General features: G+C 29.4%; 14 protein-coding genes and 1 pseudogene. 3 read left to right on the plus strand and 12 right to left on the minus strand.

Translation table 11 applies throughout. The features are described 5' to 3' along the window. Positions 1 to 161 precede the first annotated feature (161 nt). Genes J2S15_RS12890 through J2S15_RS12900 form a run of 3 tightly spaced genes read left to right on the plus strand, consistent with a single transcriptional unit; the run spans position 162 to position 1,764 of the window. Positions 162 to 1,088, plus strand: a complete 927-nt coding sequence (locus J2S15_RS12890) for a hypothetical protein (RefSeq protein ID WP_307408954.1) — start codon at positions 162 to 164, stop codon at positions 1,086 to 1,088. 59 nt (positions 1,089 to 1,147) lie between these two features. Further along, positions 1,148 to 1,285, plus strand: a complete 138-nt coding sequence (locus tag J2S15_RS12895) for a hypothetical protein (protein ID WP_307408956.1) — start codon at positions 1,148 to 1,150, stop codon at positions 1,283 to 1,285. Then, on the plus strand, positions 1,282 to 1,764 hold the full coding sequence (locus J2S15_RS12900) for a hypothetical protein (RefSeq protein ID WP_307408958.1): 483 nt from the start codon (positions 1,282 to 1,284) through the stop codon (positions 1,762 to 1,764). The genes J2S15_RS12895 and J2S15_RS12900 overlap by 4 nt, the downstream gene beginning before the upstream one ends. Positions 1,765 to 2,174: 410 nt before the next feature. Here J2S15_RS12900 and J2S15_RS12905 read toward each other — a convergent pair whose 3' ends face one another. From J2S15_RS12905 to J2S15_RS12960, 12 genes and pseudogenes are all read right to left on the minus strand, one after another. Beyond that, positions 2,175 to 3,608, minus strand: a complete 1,434-nt coding sequence (locus J2S15_RS12905) for a toll/interleukin-1 receptor domain-containing protein (RefSeq protein ID WP_307408959.1) — start codon at positions 3,606 to 3,608, stop codon at positions 2,175 to 2,177. Positions 3,609 to 3,697: 89 nt separating this feature from the next. Next, positions 3,698 to 4,648: a tyrosine-type recombinase/integrase gene (locus tag J2S15_RS12910; protein ID WP_307408961.1), complete on the minus strand. Its 951-nt coding sequence runs from the start codon at positions 4,646 to 4,648 to the stop codon at positions 3,698 to 3,700. Between the two features lie 173 nt (positions 4,649 to 4,821). Continuing rightward, a complete protein-coding gene (locus tag J2S15_RS12915) occupies positions 4,822 to 5,052 on the minus strand; it encodes a hypothetical protein (protein WP_307408963.1) in 231 nt (76 codons plus the stop codon). Beyond that, a complete protein-coding gene (locus J2S15_RS12920) occupies positions 5,042 to 5,458 on the minus strand; it encodes a helix-turn-helix domain-containing protein (RefSeq protein WP_307408965.1) in 417 nt (138 codons plus the stop codon). The genes J2S15_RS12915 and J2S15_RS12920 overlap by 11 nt, the downstream gene beginning before the upstream one ends. 486 nt (positions 5,459 to 5,944) lie before the next feature. Next, positions 5,945 to 6,652: a DNA-methyltransferase gene (locus tag J2S15_RS12925; RefSeq protein WP_307408967.1), complete on the minus strand. Its 708-nt coding sequence runs from the start codon at positions 6,650 to 6,652 to the stop codon at positions 5,945 to 5,947. Between the two features lie 116 nt (positions 6,653 to 6,768). After that, positions 6,769 to 7,491: a hypothetical protein gene (locus J2S15_RS12930; RefSeq protein ID WP_307408969.1), complete on the minus strand. Its 723-nt coding sequence runs from the start codon at positions 7,489 to 7,491 to the stop codon at positions 6,769 to 6,771. Positions 7,492 to 7,510: 19 nt separating this feature from the next. Beyond that, a complete protein-coding gene (locus J2S15_RS12935; protein ID WP_307408971.1) occupies positions 7,511 to 8,455 on the minus strand; it encodes a virulence RhuM family protein/type II toxin-antitoxin system death-on-curing family toxin in 945 nt (314 codons plus the stop codon). A gap of 500 nt (positions 8,456 to 8,955) precedes the next feature. After that, entirely contained in the window at positions 8,956 to 9,726 is a 771-nt protein-coding gene (gene istB, locus J2S15_RS12940) for an IS21-like element helper ATPase IstB (protein ID WP_307408973.1), read from the minus strand. Continuing rightward, positions 9,710 to 10,945: an IS21 family transposase gene (istA, locus tag J2S15_RS12945; RefSeq protein ID WP_307408975.1), complete on the minus strand. Its 1,236-nt coding sequence runs from the start codon at positions 10,943 to 10,945 to the stop codon at positions 9,710 to 9,712. The genes istB and istA overlap by 17 nt, the downstream gene beginning before the upstream one ends. Positions 10,946 to 11,370: 425 nt before the next feature. Beyond that, positions 11,371 to 11,700, minus strand: a complete 330-nt coding sequence (locus J2S15_RS12950) for a hypothetical protein (RefSeq protein ID WP_307408977.1) — start codon at positions 11,698 to 11,700, stop codon at positions 11,371 to 11,373. A 3,908-nt stretch (positions 11,701 to 15,608) separates the two neighbouring features. Continuing rightward, a pseudogene (locus tag J2S15_RS12955) lies at positions 15,609 to 16,710 on the minus strand (IS256 family transposase). 263 nt (positions 16,711 to 16,973) lie between these two features. Continuing rightward, positions 16,974 to 17,231, minus strand: a complete 258-nt coding sequence (locus J2S15_RS12960; protein ID WP_307408979.1) for a hypothetical protein — start codon at positions 17,229 to 17,231, stop codon at positions 16,974 to 16,976. Positions 17,232 to 17,300 lie beyond the last annotated feature (69 nt).

The raw sequence follows: 17,300 nt of genomic DNA on the forward strand, positions 1-17,300 counted from the left end.
GTTAAGTCTATATATAATATTAACATAAAATGAAAAAGTTGCATATTGCATTTTGTTATGATAAATAACAAAATGCTAAATAAACTGACAATATATTTATTAACAGTTTATAAGATTTTTTATACTTAGAATAGTGATTTATTAAGGAGAATTGATATATTATGTGTTGTAAAAAAAGAAATGAAAAAAACGAATCATTAAGGAACAAAGGATCTAAAATTTATATTTGGATACTCTCTATCTCTCTAATTTTAATTCCATTAATTATCTTTAGACTTCTTTTCTGTATAGCAGACGTAATGGGAGGAGAGAGGAAGTTGTTGTATTACCTAAATACTTTTCAACCTAATAGTTTATATTTTTTGTTATATAGTATTATCGGTTTGATTACTATCTATTTTACAAGAAGATTTCTTTTAGAGTTACTGAAAAACTCTATTGTCAAACATATATCTACAACAAATATTAGATTATATTCAGGTTTATGTCTATGTGATAGAGTCCTTCCAATTACTGTGATTATATTTATGATTTTTGTAAAAGGTACCAATCTAATTATATCAAGTGATTTGAGCGGTCTAGATGATAATGCCATAACAATAGTTACTTCCGTTATAGGGTTTACAGGTGTATCATTGACAGTGTTGCAAGCTTCTAGTTCATTAAAAAGGGTTTCAGCTGATAAGATGCACAATTCTACTGAATGGCGCTCTAATTTGATGGATATTGCTTCAAAGAAGAAAATTAACTTAGATGATGTCTTACGTGTTCTATCTGCTATGACGCCTTATAAAAATAATTCAGATGAACAAAAAAAAGAAAAATATAATGTAAATAATATGGTTGATGAGATACATGATAAAATTAGGGATAATACTAACTTGGTTTATGATAGATCATGTGAAGGATATCATTCAATAGTATTTCAAGAAGATGCAAGCTTAGTAAGAGAATATGCACGTGTTTTATTAAAGTTAGATTGGATTATAAATACTAATTATCGTTCTAGAAACGAACTTGAAAAATTAGTTCAAATTAAGGAACTAAAAAAACATTTTTTTATCTCACAAAACAACAGGAATGAGTAGCAATAGCTTAACATATACATTCTGTTTTGTTATAATTTATATATAAGGAGGATAAAGAAATGAACTACAAAAATGATACTAAACAATCAGAACAACCAAATACAAAGAAAAGTAACGGGGAGTTCATAAAGCATTCAGCAGATAAAAGTAGTCCTAGAAGACCTGCAAGAAAACCAACAACAAGTGATAAAAAATGAGTGATTTAATAAAAGTCCAACTTATAAATGAATGGGGATTAAGTGAAGTGATTGCTATTCTCTCATTTCTAATTTCTGTTGGAACTATGATTTATACAGTTATACAAAACAAACAACAAGATGCAACTTTGCAAATTTCTGTATTTAATGAAATAAATCAAGCAGATAATCGAGTAGAAAATTTAAGAGATGAACTTGATGATATTGAAGATACTTCATCTAAAGAATATGAAAAGTTATATCAAAGATATATAGATTCTATTAGAAATGCTTGTAATACTTATGAATTAGCATGCCTCATGTATGTAGAAAAACAGATTAAAAGGGATGTTTTTAAGAAACTATACGGTAAAGAAATTGAAAAAATGTGTGTTAATGATGAAGAAAGCAATTCTTATTCAATAGTATTATTTGATAAAACAGGAGCAAGAACTTATCAGTATATTTTCGAAGCAAAAGAAATGCTTAAGTCTGAATAATAGTTATTATGCATATACATTTTATTCGCAATGCTGCAAAACTTAACCTATCCAGTTCTGTAGAGTAAAGACACTATAAATTGTGTCTTTTTTATTATCAGCCCTTTTATTATAAAAGATTTGAATACTATGATTATTATCAAACTCTTTATAGACTATATCCATTAGAAAATACTAGTTTTTTTATCCGCTTACCTGATATAATATTTCATTTTTTAGTTATAGTAAAAACAAAAAAAACCTTCAAAATAAGGTTTCTCTGTTCAAATGGTGGTCCCGGTCGGAATCGAACTTCTTCCCAAAAACCTTATAGCATTGCTTATGCTACTACAATATATATTATAGGGTTATCCAACCTACTTGTCAACATAAAATTTCAAACCCCTTACATTTCAGAATAAATAAATTATCTACCTTCTAATACCCAGCATTTCATAATCAATGCAATAATTAATCAATGGTGCACTTTCAAATGAATTTCCAAAACGTGTAGGTTGTATCAATTCTTTTGAAATTTCTTCGTTTATCTCATTAAATCGATTTTTGAAGTCATCAACACTTCCATATCCAAACATCTCTACTAATTCTTCTAAAAATTCATTTGAAATCAATTTCTTGAAATACATCCTAGTTTGAATATTCTCATTAGATCCAAAAGCATATGTTAAAGGAAACCAGGTAAACTCATTCTCGAATTTTTCAATATAAACTGCTGCATTATATAAAATTATATCTGAAAAAACAAATTCATCTTTACTACATTTTGATACATCAAGATTAGTAATCCAATGGCTTGCTGTCCCTGAATAATAATTCTTACCATCCACCCTGCTAACAGCTAAATCAAGATTTTCATTATAATAATAAAACATTGTGTATGTTCTGAGATACCTATTCCTATATTTATCATAATATGTTCTTGTTAGTATCTTTCCAATAGCTGAGAAATCATTTTGTTTAAATAAGATAGTAATTGTATATATTAATAATTCATGAATAAAAGATTTTTGAACATTTAATTGTAAGCTATTAGAATAATGATTTAACTCGTTATATGTTGATTCAAAGAAATCCGAAATAATACGTCCACCATTTTCAATATATGGTGTGTAATTTAGCAACTCTAAATAATTTGAACGAATACTTTTTGTCATATCATAGTCCTCAATTATTTTTTCATATGATAACTGATCATTGTCTTTAAAATCGAGAGATACAATCGACATACTTATTTCATCTAGAAACGCCTTATACTTGCTCTGCAAAACTTTACTTGAATTCACTTCACTTAAAATATTATACTTATTAGTTTCAACATTAATCATATTAATATCTTCTTCAACCCAGCTAGGTTTAGTTCCTAACTCTGGAGTTCTATAGTATTCCTCACCATAGAGCCTTTTTACTAATCTAATATATTCATCATCATATTTATCAACAACTGACAAATCAAAATGTAACAAGTTTTTCAAATACACTGGTTTTGGAATTGTTCCATCTTGATTTCTCGCCATAATAACAGGAATAAACTTTTCTTGATCAACTTTAGAATATATCTCCGAAGAGATGATTTGTGTTTCAGTGCCAACTCCACCAACTCTAATATTCGCTTTCTTTTCATATACTGGATCTAATAATAGTAATACATTAGTTATTGAATCATCCAATACACTTTGTTCCATAAATGAATATGTATCATGTCCCTCTTTCAAATTCCACTTATCTAAAATCGCATTTATGCCATCTCCTCTGAGTTTTGTAGCAAGTAACAATACTTTCTCTTCATAGTCTGGTGTCGCCCATGCGTAAGAAATAAAAACTATAGGATTTTCAATTTTCTTCATATTATGCTCACTTTCCAATTATCTTTGTAATCATATTGTATCATTTTAGAATAGTTCCAACATCATTTTTTTAGCAATACTCTTCATAATCAAAAAAATTCATCATCAATCAGTTGTACACATGCATCTGATGCTGATTTAAACAAATGACTATAGGTTTTCTGTACTTCTGTTTCGGTATTACCTAACCTTTCTGCAACGGCTTTAGAAATTGCTCCATTATTAATTAAAAACGAAGCATGACTGTGTCTTAAACTATGTACTTTTAACTGTGGTAGTTTTCCTAATTCTGTAATTTTTTTAAATTTTCTCCCAACATTTCTTATATGTACTGGTTGATTTCCTCCAAAAAGAAATTGTGCATTTTCAGTGTATCTATCATTATAATACTCAAAATATTGATTCATAATTTGTCTTAATATTTTTGGCATTTTAATTTTTCTTCTTGAATTAAATGTTTTTGGTGCAGTAACTAGATATCCACTCTCAATCTCTGTCCTTGGAAAAAAAGTACATGTTTTGTAAATATTAATATAAGTATTATTAATAATATCATTTTTACTAAGTGCCAAGACTTCCCCAATGCGCATCCCCATATAATACAAAATCGATATAATCACAAAATATATGTAATCATTGGGATTTTTTTCTATCCATGTTTTAAAGCATTGATTGATTATTCTCCAGTCATCTGGTGTATAATGTCTTACTTCTTTAATCACCTCATCAGGGTTTCTATAAATGCTTATCTTTGAAATGGGATTTACTATAATTAACTCTTCCTTCAACGCAAAAGAGAAAATCTTATTCAAATACGATCTGATTTTATTCGTATAACTAACTGATTTCTTTTCAAAAACAGGATTTAATATATCATTTTCTATTAATTTTTCATTTAATAATGTTAAATCAAAATCTTTCCATTGCGATAATGCATTAGCCATATACTTATTTGATAATTTAGTTGATGTCTTGATTTCTCTACTTTTATACTTATCGTATAACTCAATCAACTCATTTAATGTGAATGATTTTTTCATATCCTTAATCCCTCCATTTATTCATATTTTCTCATTTTATTTGCAAAAGGTTTCTATAACACTTATAGGTACTCTATTTTCTATTAAAATAGTTTTTACATTCCCTGAAATATTTGACATCTCTAATATCTTTCTACATGCAAATGCATCAGCTTCTATTTCATACTTATCCTTTACAATAGAGTGGTTCCATGAAATCGATTTTTCCATGTGCAAGAAATAATTTCCCATCTCATGTAAGACGGGATAAGCCATTCCTCTACTTGAAGATATTTCTTGATTCCAATATAATTTTTAATTATCAGAGCATTTGGCTCGTTCTCATTTAAATCAAGTTCCTTAATAATTATTCCATGTGAAGCAGCTAGTTTGATAACCTTATGTTTCAATTCATTATAATTCATCATTACCATCTCTTTCCATCTCATTATAGAGTTTTTCTACTGCTGCAACCCTATTTATAATTTCTTCCCCAGTCAGTTTAAGGATATCAAAACCAAAGACAAAATAAGCGTCTCCACATTCTTCACGTAACATATCCATAATTCGAATAGCCTTTTGAAGTTTCTTGAAATTTTCATCTTCTGAATAATAATATTTTTGATCCCATCCCAATAATCGTATAGGGGTTGTTCCTAACTCAGAAGCAATTGTTTCGATATTACATTTAAATTTATCTACAGTTGTTAAACTCCCTGATGTAATTCTTTGTAACGCTGATTTTGATATTCCAGTTCTCCCTGATAATTCTAATAACGTAACCTCCTTTTGCCTCATCATAACTTCTATTCGTCTCCCACATTCCTTCATATTTTAACGCCTCCTGTTCTTAGTTGCATTTAATCATAGGACAATGTTCATTTCAACCCCTTTGTGACAATCGGTAGCTTAAAAGTGATAATTGGTAAATATCGTTTCGCATATCGGTTTTTTTTCCCGATTTATGCATCTTATTTGACTGCGCTTCTTTATAGTTGTATAGTGTCGTGCATAGGAGAAAAGGCGGAATTTACGAAAGACAAATATGTTAGTGTAGTAGCTTTATTTGAGCCTCACAAAATGATGAAACCTCTATCAATATTTTTAAATGGAACAGAGGCAAAAATCGATTGCATCTTAGATACCTGTGTAATAAATGAAAAGAATATTTTAAGTTATAAATATATTGTGAAAGTTGATAATCAAATTCTTGATTTATATTATAATACATTCACAAGTGTATGGTTCGTCAAATAGATAATTCAAAAAAAGAATCGCATTCCATCAGCATAACGGAAGCGATTCTTTTCTTTGTAATTATATATTATCCACCTCATTAACCCTGCGAACACTTACTTCAAAGTACTTGGAATCTCTTTCAACACCTATATAATCCCTTCCTATTTTCTTAGCAGCGACAGCTGTTGTCCCAGATCCAAGAAAACAATCAAATATTATATCTCCCTCTTTACTAGCGTTGGATATTAATGTCTCGATAATTTCAATTGGTTTGACAGTGGGATGATTATACTTCTTTTTATCTTTAATATTTAGTGGTGTGATCCAATACGTTTTTCCTGATTGATATGTTGTTGTAAGTTTCACTCCCTTGCGAAAGTAAAGACAAAATTCCTTATCATTCAAATAATTTGGGCCATATGCTGGTATCGGATTCGTTTTAATCCAAACTAATATATCAAAAGCACATTTATGAATGCCAACGAAATAATTTAGGTACTGGAGTATTTGTTTCTTATTGCACCAAACATAGATATTTGGTTTCTTCATAATTCTCATGAACTCATCAAATATTCTTGAGTCAATTCCTTTTGTTATTTGTGCTGTGTTTAATTCGTTTGTTAAATTCTGTAATGACTTGGATATCTTTCCATTACCTGATGAAGAGGAAGCTATTTCATATGGTGGATCGATTACAATTAAATCAATTGATTGATCTGGTATTTCCTTTATAACCTCATATGCATCACCAAGTATTATATTGTTTCTTTTTACTTTGATTATCACCTCATTTCTTTCGTCAGCTGATCTTATCTACTACTATTCTATATTAAAAAAATTGCAAAAGTAGTCTTGCAATTTATAAAATTCATTTTAAGTTAATACATGCTATTTCTTGTCTATCACGTAAGTTGCTTTGAATGTGTTTTCCCTAGTCTTTCCCAAACATCTTCAATAAAATCACTCATATGTATATCATCCACTACCTCATCAAACAAATCTATACAATCAGGATGGAAGGCGCAATACTTTAGAGTCCATTCTTTTCGTTTTTGTTTTGTAGTACACTTTTGAAATCCAATATCCTCCATAATTTCGCTAGCTAATTCCTCTCTCTCTGATAAAATTTCTTTTCTTGATTTAAATCTTGGCCCATTAAATTTATCTATATGTTTAGCTGCAAGGCGATCCATCGCTACTTTTCCAGAAGGATATATATCATTATCTTCAATTATGCTTCTATTAATTTCACTATAAACAAGATTTGTGCCTTGATATAAACATGAAACAGTAATTTGAAATACACCAGAAAAATCTACATCAAATAGTCTTCTATGGTATTCATTGACCTCATCATAAGCCAATTCCTCATCCAAATCATAAAGAGCAGAGTCTTCGATATCTTCTTCCTCAATAAGAAACATATTAGGACTCAAGTATGTTTCTTCATAAAATATAATTTCTGGATTTAGTTTATTTACAACCGCTATAAATTCATCTATACCTTTCAATATAACTTTTGACATTTCTACCATTAAATCATCTTCATCACAATGAACATATAATATATCTGGTTTGTTAATCATCATTTTTATTTGTTCTAAATTTTGTATCTTCTTTTTCATATATTTATTTCTCCTCCAATTATTTTATTAGTAACTTTATCAAATTTAGTATCAATTCTATATCTTTTGGTCCTCTTGATGCTATTGGAATTGTTAAAGTGGCCAATGTCTCTTCACTTATTCTTTTTTTGTTATCTAAAAATAGTGCTTCATTCTTATCCATAAAATACAAAAAAATTGTTGCTGCAATTCGTTTGTTTCCATCAAAAAAAGAGTGATTCTTTGTTATAAAATACAAAAGGTGCGCTGCTTTATCTTCTAATGAAGGATATAAATCATCTCCTCCAAAACTTTGATAAATGGTTGCAATACTCGAGCGAAAAGATTCATCTCTTTCAATAGCAAATTTATCACCTTTTTCTTGAAATTTCGATTTTTTTATTACATCCATACATTCTTCATAAGTTATTTTATAAATTGCTTTTTGACCTTCTGGAACTTGTATTGAATGATGATCATAGTCATCAAGTATCTTTAGCCCATCACTATATGCAATAAGAAAATCTAATATTGAATCACTTGATACAGTGAGTTTACCATCCACCTTCCGATAGTTATCTAGTATTTCAACTACATGGTTATAATCCTGTATACTTAAAACTTTAGGGTTAAGTGCGTACCCTTTGATTAAATATTCTCTGAGTATCTTATTGGCCCACTTGCGAAATTGAACTCCTCTATGACTCTTTACTCTATAGCCCACGCTGATAATGACATCAAGGTTGTAAAAATTCACTGGTTTATCAGAATTTGCAATATGCATTTTTTGCATATTGCTTCCTTCTTCCAACTCACCTTCACTAAAAATCTTTTTTATATGTCTGGATATAACCGACTGATCTTTATCAAATAACTCTGACAATTGCTTTTGATCCAACCAAACAGTATCTTCTTCAGGACTTACTTGCACTTCTAAGCTCAATTCATTATCAATAAACTTAATTACGTTTTTATCTTCACTCATACAACCACCTCTGCTACAAACAGATCATACTATATTTATTCCTCTATACAAAAAAAGACCCACGTATTTGTGGGCCATTTTTCGATTGGAATTATATTCATTTGTAAATTAATCACTCTCATCAACTTCATTTTTCTTTTGAATATGCTTATTCATATTTTGAAGCAAACGATATGTATAGTTGTGCACAGGCTGCCTATAAACCTCTTCTAAGGTTCGTTCACATACATCTGTATACTTTGTTGTCAGTGTCTATATTCCTTTTGCATGTGGACTCTGTTATATCTTCTTATGTACTGTTTCTATTTGCACGTCTATTTACGATATAAATAATACTTTTTATGTGATAATTGAAATCTTTTAATCTCTGGGATATGTATTTTTACAAAATACTATTAAAAACTCATATACACTACACATGATAATGTCAATATAAGAAGTGCCAATTATGATGCAATAGGATAAGCCAAAACTGGCACTTCTTATTGCATCATTTTTGGTTAGTTAATTGCATCACCTTCTTCTTCAATCATTACGAGCTTATCTTTAATTCGATAGGAACGTCCTGTAATGTTGATAACGTGTGAATGATGCAATACTCTATCCAAAATCGCATTTGCTAATACTGGATCACCAAAGATTTCTCCCCATTTTGATAATGGCTTATTTGTCGTTAATATTGTTGAATGTTTTTCATATCGCTTTGCTATTAACTGGAAGAATAAATTTGATGATTCTAAATCTAATGGTAAAAATCCTACCTCATCTATAATCAGTATTTTATATTTTGCGAAATGCTTCAATCGTGTTTCTAATCGATTCTCCATGTGTGCTCTTTTTAACTGCAGAACTAAATCATTACAGTTAATAAAATATGTACTTACTCGATTTCTTGCTGCTGCTTCTCCTATAGATACTGACAAATGAGTTTTACCTACTCCTGGTGTTCCTATAAATATTATATTTTCCTTCTGTTCTAAAAATCTCAATTGTTGAAAATCTAATATTTGCTCTTTTTTTATTGATGGCTGATAACTAAAATCAAAATCTTGAAAGGTTTTGATATAGGGAAAGTTTGCTGTTCTTACACATGCATTAATTGCTCTTTTCTCTCGTAAATCCATTTCTAGATTTGTAAGTTCATACAGTGCTTCTATTACTGTTTTCTTTCCATCATTAATAAAGGTTATATAACTATCCAAACCTTCTCTCATCTTGTCTAATTTCACGGTCTCCAAATTATTAATTAATTTATTATATGGTGTTGCCATGCTGGTTGCCTCCTATCTGATCTAATAACTCAAGATTTTCTCTTGCAACACTTTCTATATCAATATCTTTGTTGTGGATTGAATTTCTCAACGCTTCTTGATAATGATCCATATGATAGTTGAATTTTTTGTGTTGAATATCATGTACCGTTATCAGTGTGTATTGATGATATAAATATATTTTCGTTCCAATTGGGACGATTCGTATCCTTTTATTAATATATCTTGAGGGGACTGAATAGCCATTCCCCTGATAGGTTATAAGTAGCGTTGACGGCACATTTTGGGTACTGCCTCCCTCTATATAACTTTCCATCATTACTTTATTTGGTAATGGATTTAATGCTTCTTTTTCACTTTCAAATAAGCTGATTGGTGGTAAGTTTGTTGTCTGATTGATTGTGTTGTTTATCTTGTAATTTAATTGTTCTATCAATTCTATCAGTTCTTTTTCACTTTCGATTTCTCCATCATATGCTTGTAACCATGATGCAAATCGATTCGCTGATTCTGTTTTTCCTTTGGTTTGTGGACTTCTTGTTTTACACAACTTGATTTGCACTCCCGTATCATTTTCAAAGGATTTGATTTTTGGGTGTTTTCGTTTATGTCCATTGGTTATACTTACCACTGCTGTCATATTATCGGTCAATACATGTCTTGGTACTCCACCTAATTGTTGGAAAATATCAATTAGACATCGAAGAAAATCTTCTGTTGTTTTACTTTTGGTGTACACAAAGAGATGCATTCGTGAATGTCCCAGTGTCGAACTCATTAAATGAAATTGAATGACTTCTCCTTGTTTCGTTTGTAATTGTAGATTTTCTTTCCAATCTACTTGTAACTGTTCACCTGGTTTCGTTTCAAAGCGCACATGTGGTTTTTCTTTCTTTTTCGCTTTTATTCCATTTCGATAAGTATAGGAGCGAAAATTATTATAAGTTCCCAATTCTTCCACCGAATACTTATCAATCATGTATTCATATGCTCCTCGATTATTTACTCCTGGTTTTTGAAGTAGCTTTATGATTTCTTCTTGATATGGATCTAATCTACTTTTTTTCTTTTTCCTCTGCACTGTTTGTCTTCCACCTTGTTTCCAGTACTTTGATATCGTATGTCGATTCACTCCATACTTCCTCTGTAATGCACTGAAATTTGGTTTTATGTTCATGTTCATATATATCAATAATTCTCCATGTAAGTTTGTATCCATGATTTTGATTCTCCTATTTAATATAAGAAATTGTATCATGGTGTTTTGATGCAATTACATTGCCATTTCTGGTTGTTCTTATTGCATCATTTTTGGCACTTTACATAGTAGCATTATCAAAAAACTAAATAATTAATAACGAATAAATATTAAAATAAATAATGAATATTTCCTTTATTAAAACATAATTATATTGAGCATTATATGCCTCATTATAAAGCTCGAAAGAAGATATATTTATCATTCCTAACGTTTTTTCATAACTTGTTAAATCTTTTGGATTTATTGCACGTACTAAATAAGAATTTTCAGTAAAAATCGATTTTACTTCTGGAGCAACACTATATCTTAAATAAACATTGGAATATGCAATACTCTCCTCAAATTCATTGTTAAAGTATCGTTTGCTTTCCTCTCCAGTAAAATTATTCGATCTGCTTAGTTCGTTTAGGTAAACAAGATTCCTTTTCACTTAATATCCTAGTAATCCTAAATTTGCTATCTGCAGACTGATTGAAGTTTCGTTTCATACATTCACATACTGTCGCAACTTGTACTTGATGATAGAATCTATAAGGTGATGCATTACGAAGAGTATCTCTATAATCTGTCACTGGGTAACCAGCTACATGCATTGCTTGCAGTCCAACCTTCCCTAATGTAACTGCTTTGTATCCAGTTCTGGCATCTAATGTATAATCTTGTGGAATATATATTTTTCTGATTTGTAAATATCTATATTGTGCCAGTTGCATAATCCGTTGTTCTACACTAGATTTAGAATCATCAAATTTATTCTTTCAGTTGATAGCAAAGCAATACGAAAACATTCGATAATATTAACGATAAATAAGCATTATTAAAATAGGGAGAAATATTCTGTGATTCAATATTAGCAAATGCATTTTTGTCACTTCTTATACTGACATTATCATATTAAAAACTAAAAATAGCAATTGATAAAAAGTAAAATCACAAATCTGATAAAATGAATTGTTTAATAGAATTTAAAACAACAAATAGTATTGAAAATATAGAGAATTACTTCGCTAATAAACTATTTAAAAATAGGGATTTGGAAAGATGAAGGAAAATAGAAGATATATTAAAAATTAAATGGTAAAATTTTAAGTGAAGAAGAGATTATTTTCTTTTTAGTAGACTTGATAATGGAAAAGTTAGTAGATATAAGAATATATTGAAAGATATAGACATTACAGATGGATTTCAACTGATTTATAAATCAAAATATTTTGGCTACAACAATATTTATAATGGTATTATAGTATACCATTTAGGATATAAATGTATTTAATTGATGCTCATTATTTGTACGCTGGAAATTTAGCAGAGATAAGAACTAATTATATCAATAAATACAGAACATGTGACTCTCTGCATGTCTAATTTATTTAACCCACAATCAACCACTAATTAAGGTGTTTTTTTAATTGCATTAATAAAATAAAACAATTATAATTGATTCTGTTAGAGAAGCATCTCTAACGCCGCACAATGTATCAAATCCTTTCATGATTTATAGATTTGATATATTGTAATCTATCTGGCAATCTGTAATAGGGTAGCCTTTTTTATTTGCTGAAAAACAACTTCGTAAAAATAAATGTGGATATGGTTGTTTTAAATGCTATAATAATGTAGCAAAGCGAAGATGTAGCCCCTCCAAGACACATCCTCACTTTGTAAAGGGTAGGTTCCCTCCTACTGAAATGCAAAGACATGACTCTCTCGTTTTGTCTTTGTATATTTTTTTGATATGTTATAATAAGTGATCCAAACAGGTCGAGTGAATAAAGGTGTGACCCGTTTGGATTACTTATTCTTACAATTGACATGAGTAATTTTTTTGATATAATATTAAAAGTAAAATGAGGTTGTATATATCCCTTTCCTATCTTCTTCCTTATTTTACACTTATACTTGACCTTACTTTCATACGTAAGGTCTTTTTTATTTATGTAAAAGGAATATAATAAAAGTACAAAGCATAGATCTATTTCGTCCTTCTATGCTTTGTATATCCACATTCAGGTGAATTTGGGTATTTTTATATCTTAAACAAGTGGTAGAGTATTTCAACCATTTAGTCAATACCAATTATTCCGCTAGAGCAACTAAAAATTCCAAATTTTAAGAAATCAGAGTGTATGAGTTACTAATATAAAATGATGTGTTAAACTGATGGTGGAGATAAGGAAATAGAAAATGTACAAAATCTAAAATATTGACATTTATGATGTATGCAAAAGATTGTAGCAATATTTATGATTTAAACAATTTTATTATCTCCCAGTGGAAAAGGGATCTAGGAAGATACACTGCAATTGATAAGTGAAACTGCTATGAAGTAAACTCTCATTCATAATTTGCTCTTATAGTACAATTTCTCAAATATTCACTTATCGAAAATAGCTCACTGTAGAGTGGGCTGTTTTTTTGCAATATAGTGGACAATATATTTTATTGTGATATTATAAAATTGTAAAGTAAAATATTATCTTTCCTATAGTCGATAAGCAATGCTTTACAACCTAACAATAAAAGCAACCCTTGTCCTATAAATTTTGGGTTGTTTTTATTAGTAAAATGAATATAATGAAAGTTAAGTTAGATAACAAATTAACTTATACGATGTGAATCATTACCTTAGGAAAAGACTTAATAGTCTTACTTCACATTATATCCCTCCTACTGCTCGCATCCCTGCGGGGAGTTTTTAATGCTTCCATAGAAAATGATATGGATATAAGTCCAAGAAACAATTAAATTATACTCTATGATTTTTCGCTACTATCACTATGCAAACTTCCCAACAAACAGTATACTATAAATGATAAGTGGATAATCAATGTATCTTTTCTCCATAAATGTACTTGAAATGTATTGATCCTCAATCAATATTACATATCAAAAATGCTCACTGTAAAAGGTGAGCGCTTTTTGTAACTTACAAAGAAAAGAAATCATGTAGAGTAATTCAGTGGTTTAGTCAATACCAGTTATTCCATTAAAAAGCTAAAAATTCCAAAGCGGTTAAGTTTATTCTAATTTAATGAATTATTAAAATAGTTATGATAGTGTATATACGGAGATAAGAAAAAAAGAAGAGGCAAGATGCAACACATAAATCTATGAATTAGTATTAAAACTTTTATGAAATATAAATTGATTCAAGTTTTAGAATCCTTTTTTTCTTTATCTCCACAAGTCCACACAGAGGTTAAGGGAAAGGAAGAAATCACTATTAAAGATAAGTGAATTGTTGTAATAATTGGACACTTATCCATAATTGCTCTTATAACATTATTCCCTAATATTCACTTATCGGAAATAGTTCACATTATTGTGGACTATTTTTTATTATACAATTAACGGAAAACAGTTTACGAAAAATTCCAAGAAACAAACCAATATTTCCATTATCTTTACAAAAGAGATGATATATTTTATATTGTAAATAGAGATAAGGAACAATCATCAAGTAACAAATATAGTTACATTAGGTGCGACGGAAAGCAATATAGATGATAGTTTCTTTATTCCCTGATAAGGCCTGTCCCCATATAGTGAGACGGGCTTTTTAGTTGTTAGTTATTCCTTTAAATAAACCAAAAATTCCACAGCCATACCAATTATCTTTTTCAACCTACCGATTGTCATAAAACTATTGAATTTGCAAAATAACGTGTTATGTTGCAAATATAAATAGCGCTATCTATAGAAGAAAAGAAATCATTAATAATTAAAAAATCACTTCACTATTGAAGAAAGAACTGAATTATTAAATTGTATTATCAAGATCCATAGTATTCGTAAAGCTGATTCATTTCTTAATAAAGCCACTTCTACTATTTCCAGAGAACTGAAAAAAAACCTCGTTACTTTTCTAAATACTTCTAAGATAAACATTTTAAACATGTTCGTATCTTCCACAAAGGGTTCTATTGTTATCACTATTGTCCTAACTTTGGGTTGGAATCTTGTCCTAGCTTTCTAAGACTCCTTGGATTTGCAATCATTGTGATAATTTTAAATACTATCGTAAATCTAAATATCGTTATAATCCTTCTTAACCATATAAAGAGTATTATTCCATTTTATTTAAATCCAGAGAAAGGTCTCATACCTCAGAGATTGAAATTGAAAAACTGAATTGTCTACTTACTCACCAAGTAAAAGAAAAGCGTCAGTCTCTATATCATTAAATATCCAGTGACAGTATTGTCCTTCCTGTTTCTTTAGCAACTATTTATTGGTTTATTAATAAAGGGTATTTAGAAGTCAAGAATATTGATTTACTTAGACGTGTTCGTTATTGTAAATCTCAACCTTCTCCTAGCGTTAAAAAAGACAGAAAGCAACGTTTACTTTACACATGTGCTGATAATAATAAAATGCTTCTATTGTATTGGTCCACTAAAAAAGGCCGATTCAAAAATAGATTTACACTGGATTTTATTTCTGTGCCTATTTTACTTGGTCTTTTTTCAAATTCTAATGTTTTTCTATTAATAAATGATAGTGTTTTAGTCAAGTCCAGAATGACGTGTAAAAGTGTTATGAGTTAGTAAATTGATTAGTTATTAATCCACCTTTTTGCATTATCTTCATATTTGATATATTGTCTAGGTCTTGAAATCCATTAATCATGAATATCTATTAAGACACATCCAATCAATTGTAGTGTGGATTCATCATTAGGAAATATTTGTACTACTTTCTCTCATCGTCTTATTTCCTCGTTTACTCGCTCCAACATTTTTTTACTTTTTAACCTTGAGTACTTGGTTTCTTCACAAGAACAGTATTGAAACGAATCTTCAAATCCATCATCTAAACACTTCACCATTGCTGGATAAAGACTTTCATAGTTATTTACTATTTCATCTCGCTTTTTTCTTGCTTGTTTAATGTCGAACATCTTAAACAATACTTTTATTTCTTGATGAACTTCTTGGGTAACTTATTAAATACATTTCTCATAAAATTCACTTCTCAACTTTACCAGGATACTCCTACAAAGTATTCCTTAATGGCTTTTACTTCTCCTAGATGTGAATCCGATATTACCATATTTACATCGTTCAAACCTCGTGATTGTAGCGAAGTATAAGTTTCTTTCCAACTTTCATGAGATCCTGTATCTTTTATTATGATGCTAAGTACTTCACGTTGTCCACCTTCATTTATACCTAATACTACATGAAATGCTTTTGATACAACCCTTGAAGCTTCTCTCACTTTAATAAATAAGATATCACTTAATAGAAATGGATATACCTTCTTAAGTGGTTGGTTTAAGAATTCTTTCACAACTTCGTGTAAGGAACTTGTGAGGGAACTTACAAAGGATTTTGACACTGTATATCCAAAAGTATTTCTACAATACTAGATACCTTTCTGGTCGATACGCCTTGAATATACATTTCCAACATAGAAGCTACTAATGTTTTTTCATTTCTTTGATACTTTTCGAAAATAGAAGGAGTAATTACTCCATTACGTATTCTAGGAACAGTCGTTCCAACACGAGTCGTATAATGACGTTCGTAATAACCATTATGTTGTGAAACACGTTATTCATCTCGAACATAGGGATCTGCTTGAATATAAGTATCTCTTTCCTTCTCCATCAATTGATTAAAAATATGTGTTGATATCTACTTCGCTAAATCATTCGCACCACTATTTTCGACGATGTCCTGAATCTCTTCTGATTCTAAAGTAATATTTAGTTGGATCATAAAATTCTCCTTATGTGTTTATTTTGTCACTAACATCATAACAGAGTCTTCAGTGACTTTTTTTTCTTTTACACAATTATATGGGCCTTATCAGTATTTTTGTTATTTAAATTATACAATGAATAAGTTATGCATTAGATGAAATTTTTTGCACATCTTTACAATTATTTCTACTAACTATATTAGAAATTTCTTTATTTTTAAATTGTATTGCTAAAATACTATTAATTGGATAAAATTAGTATTTCATCATTTTATTATCATTATCCATTATAAACTTTGCTAATGATACTATTAACCCCCTCCTTAGCAATACCCTCAGGTAAGACTAACCATAATGGTGTTTTCCCCATCACTGGAAAGCCTAATTGTTTTTCTTTATCTCCATTCCATCTCATAGCAAACATTTCACGACCTTTCCAATTTACAATAGCGACAGAAAAATCATTCTCACCACCATCATATATTATTCTGACATTCGTGGTAGTGCCAGATACCGTTTGTGGTTTCACATAACTCATAAGAATTCCTCCTTTTTATTATTAAATTATATCAAATAGAACCAACAATTAAAATTATTATAATCGAGG

It is taken from the genome of Breznakia pachnodae (assembly GCF_030814225.1).
GTDB lineage: Bacteria > Bacillota_I > Bacilli_A > Erysipelotrichales > Erysipelotrichaceae > Breznakia > Breznakia pachnodae.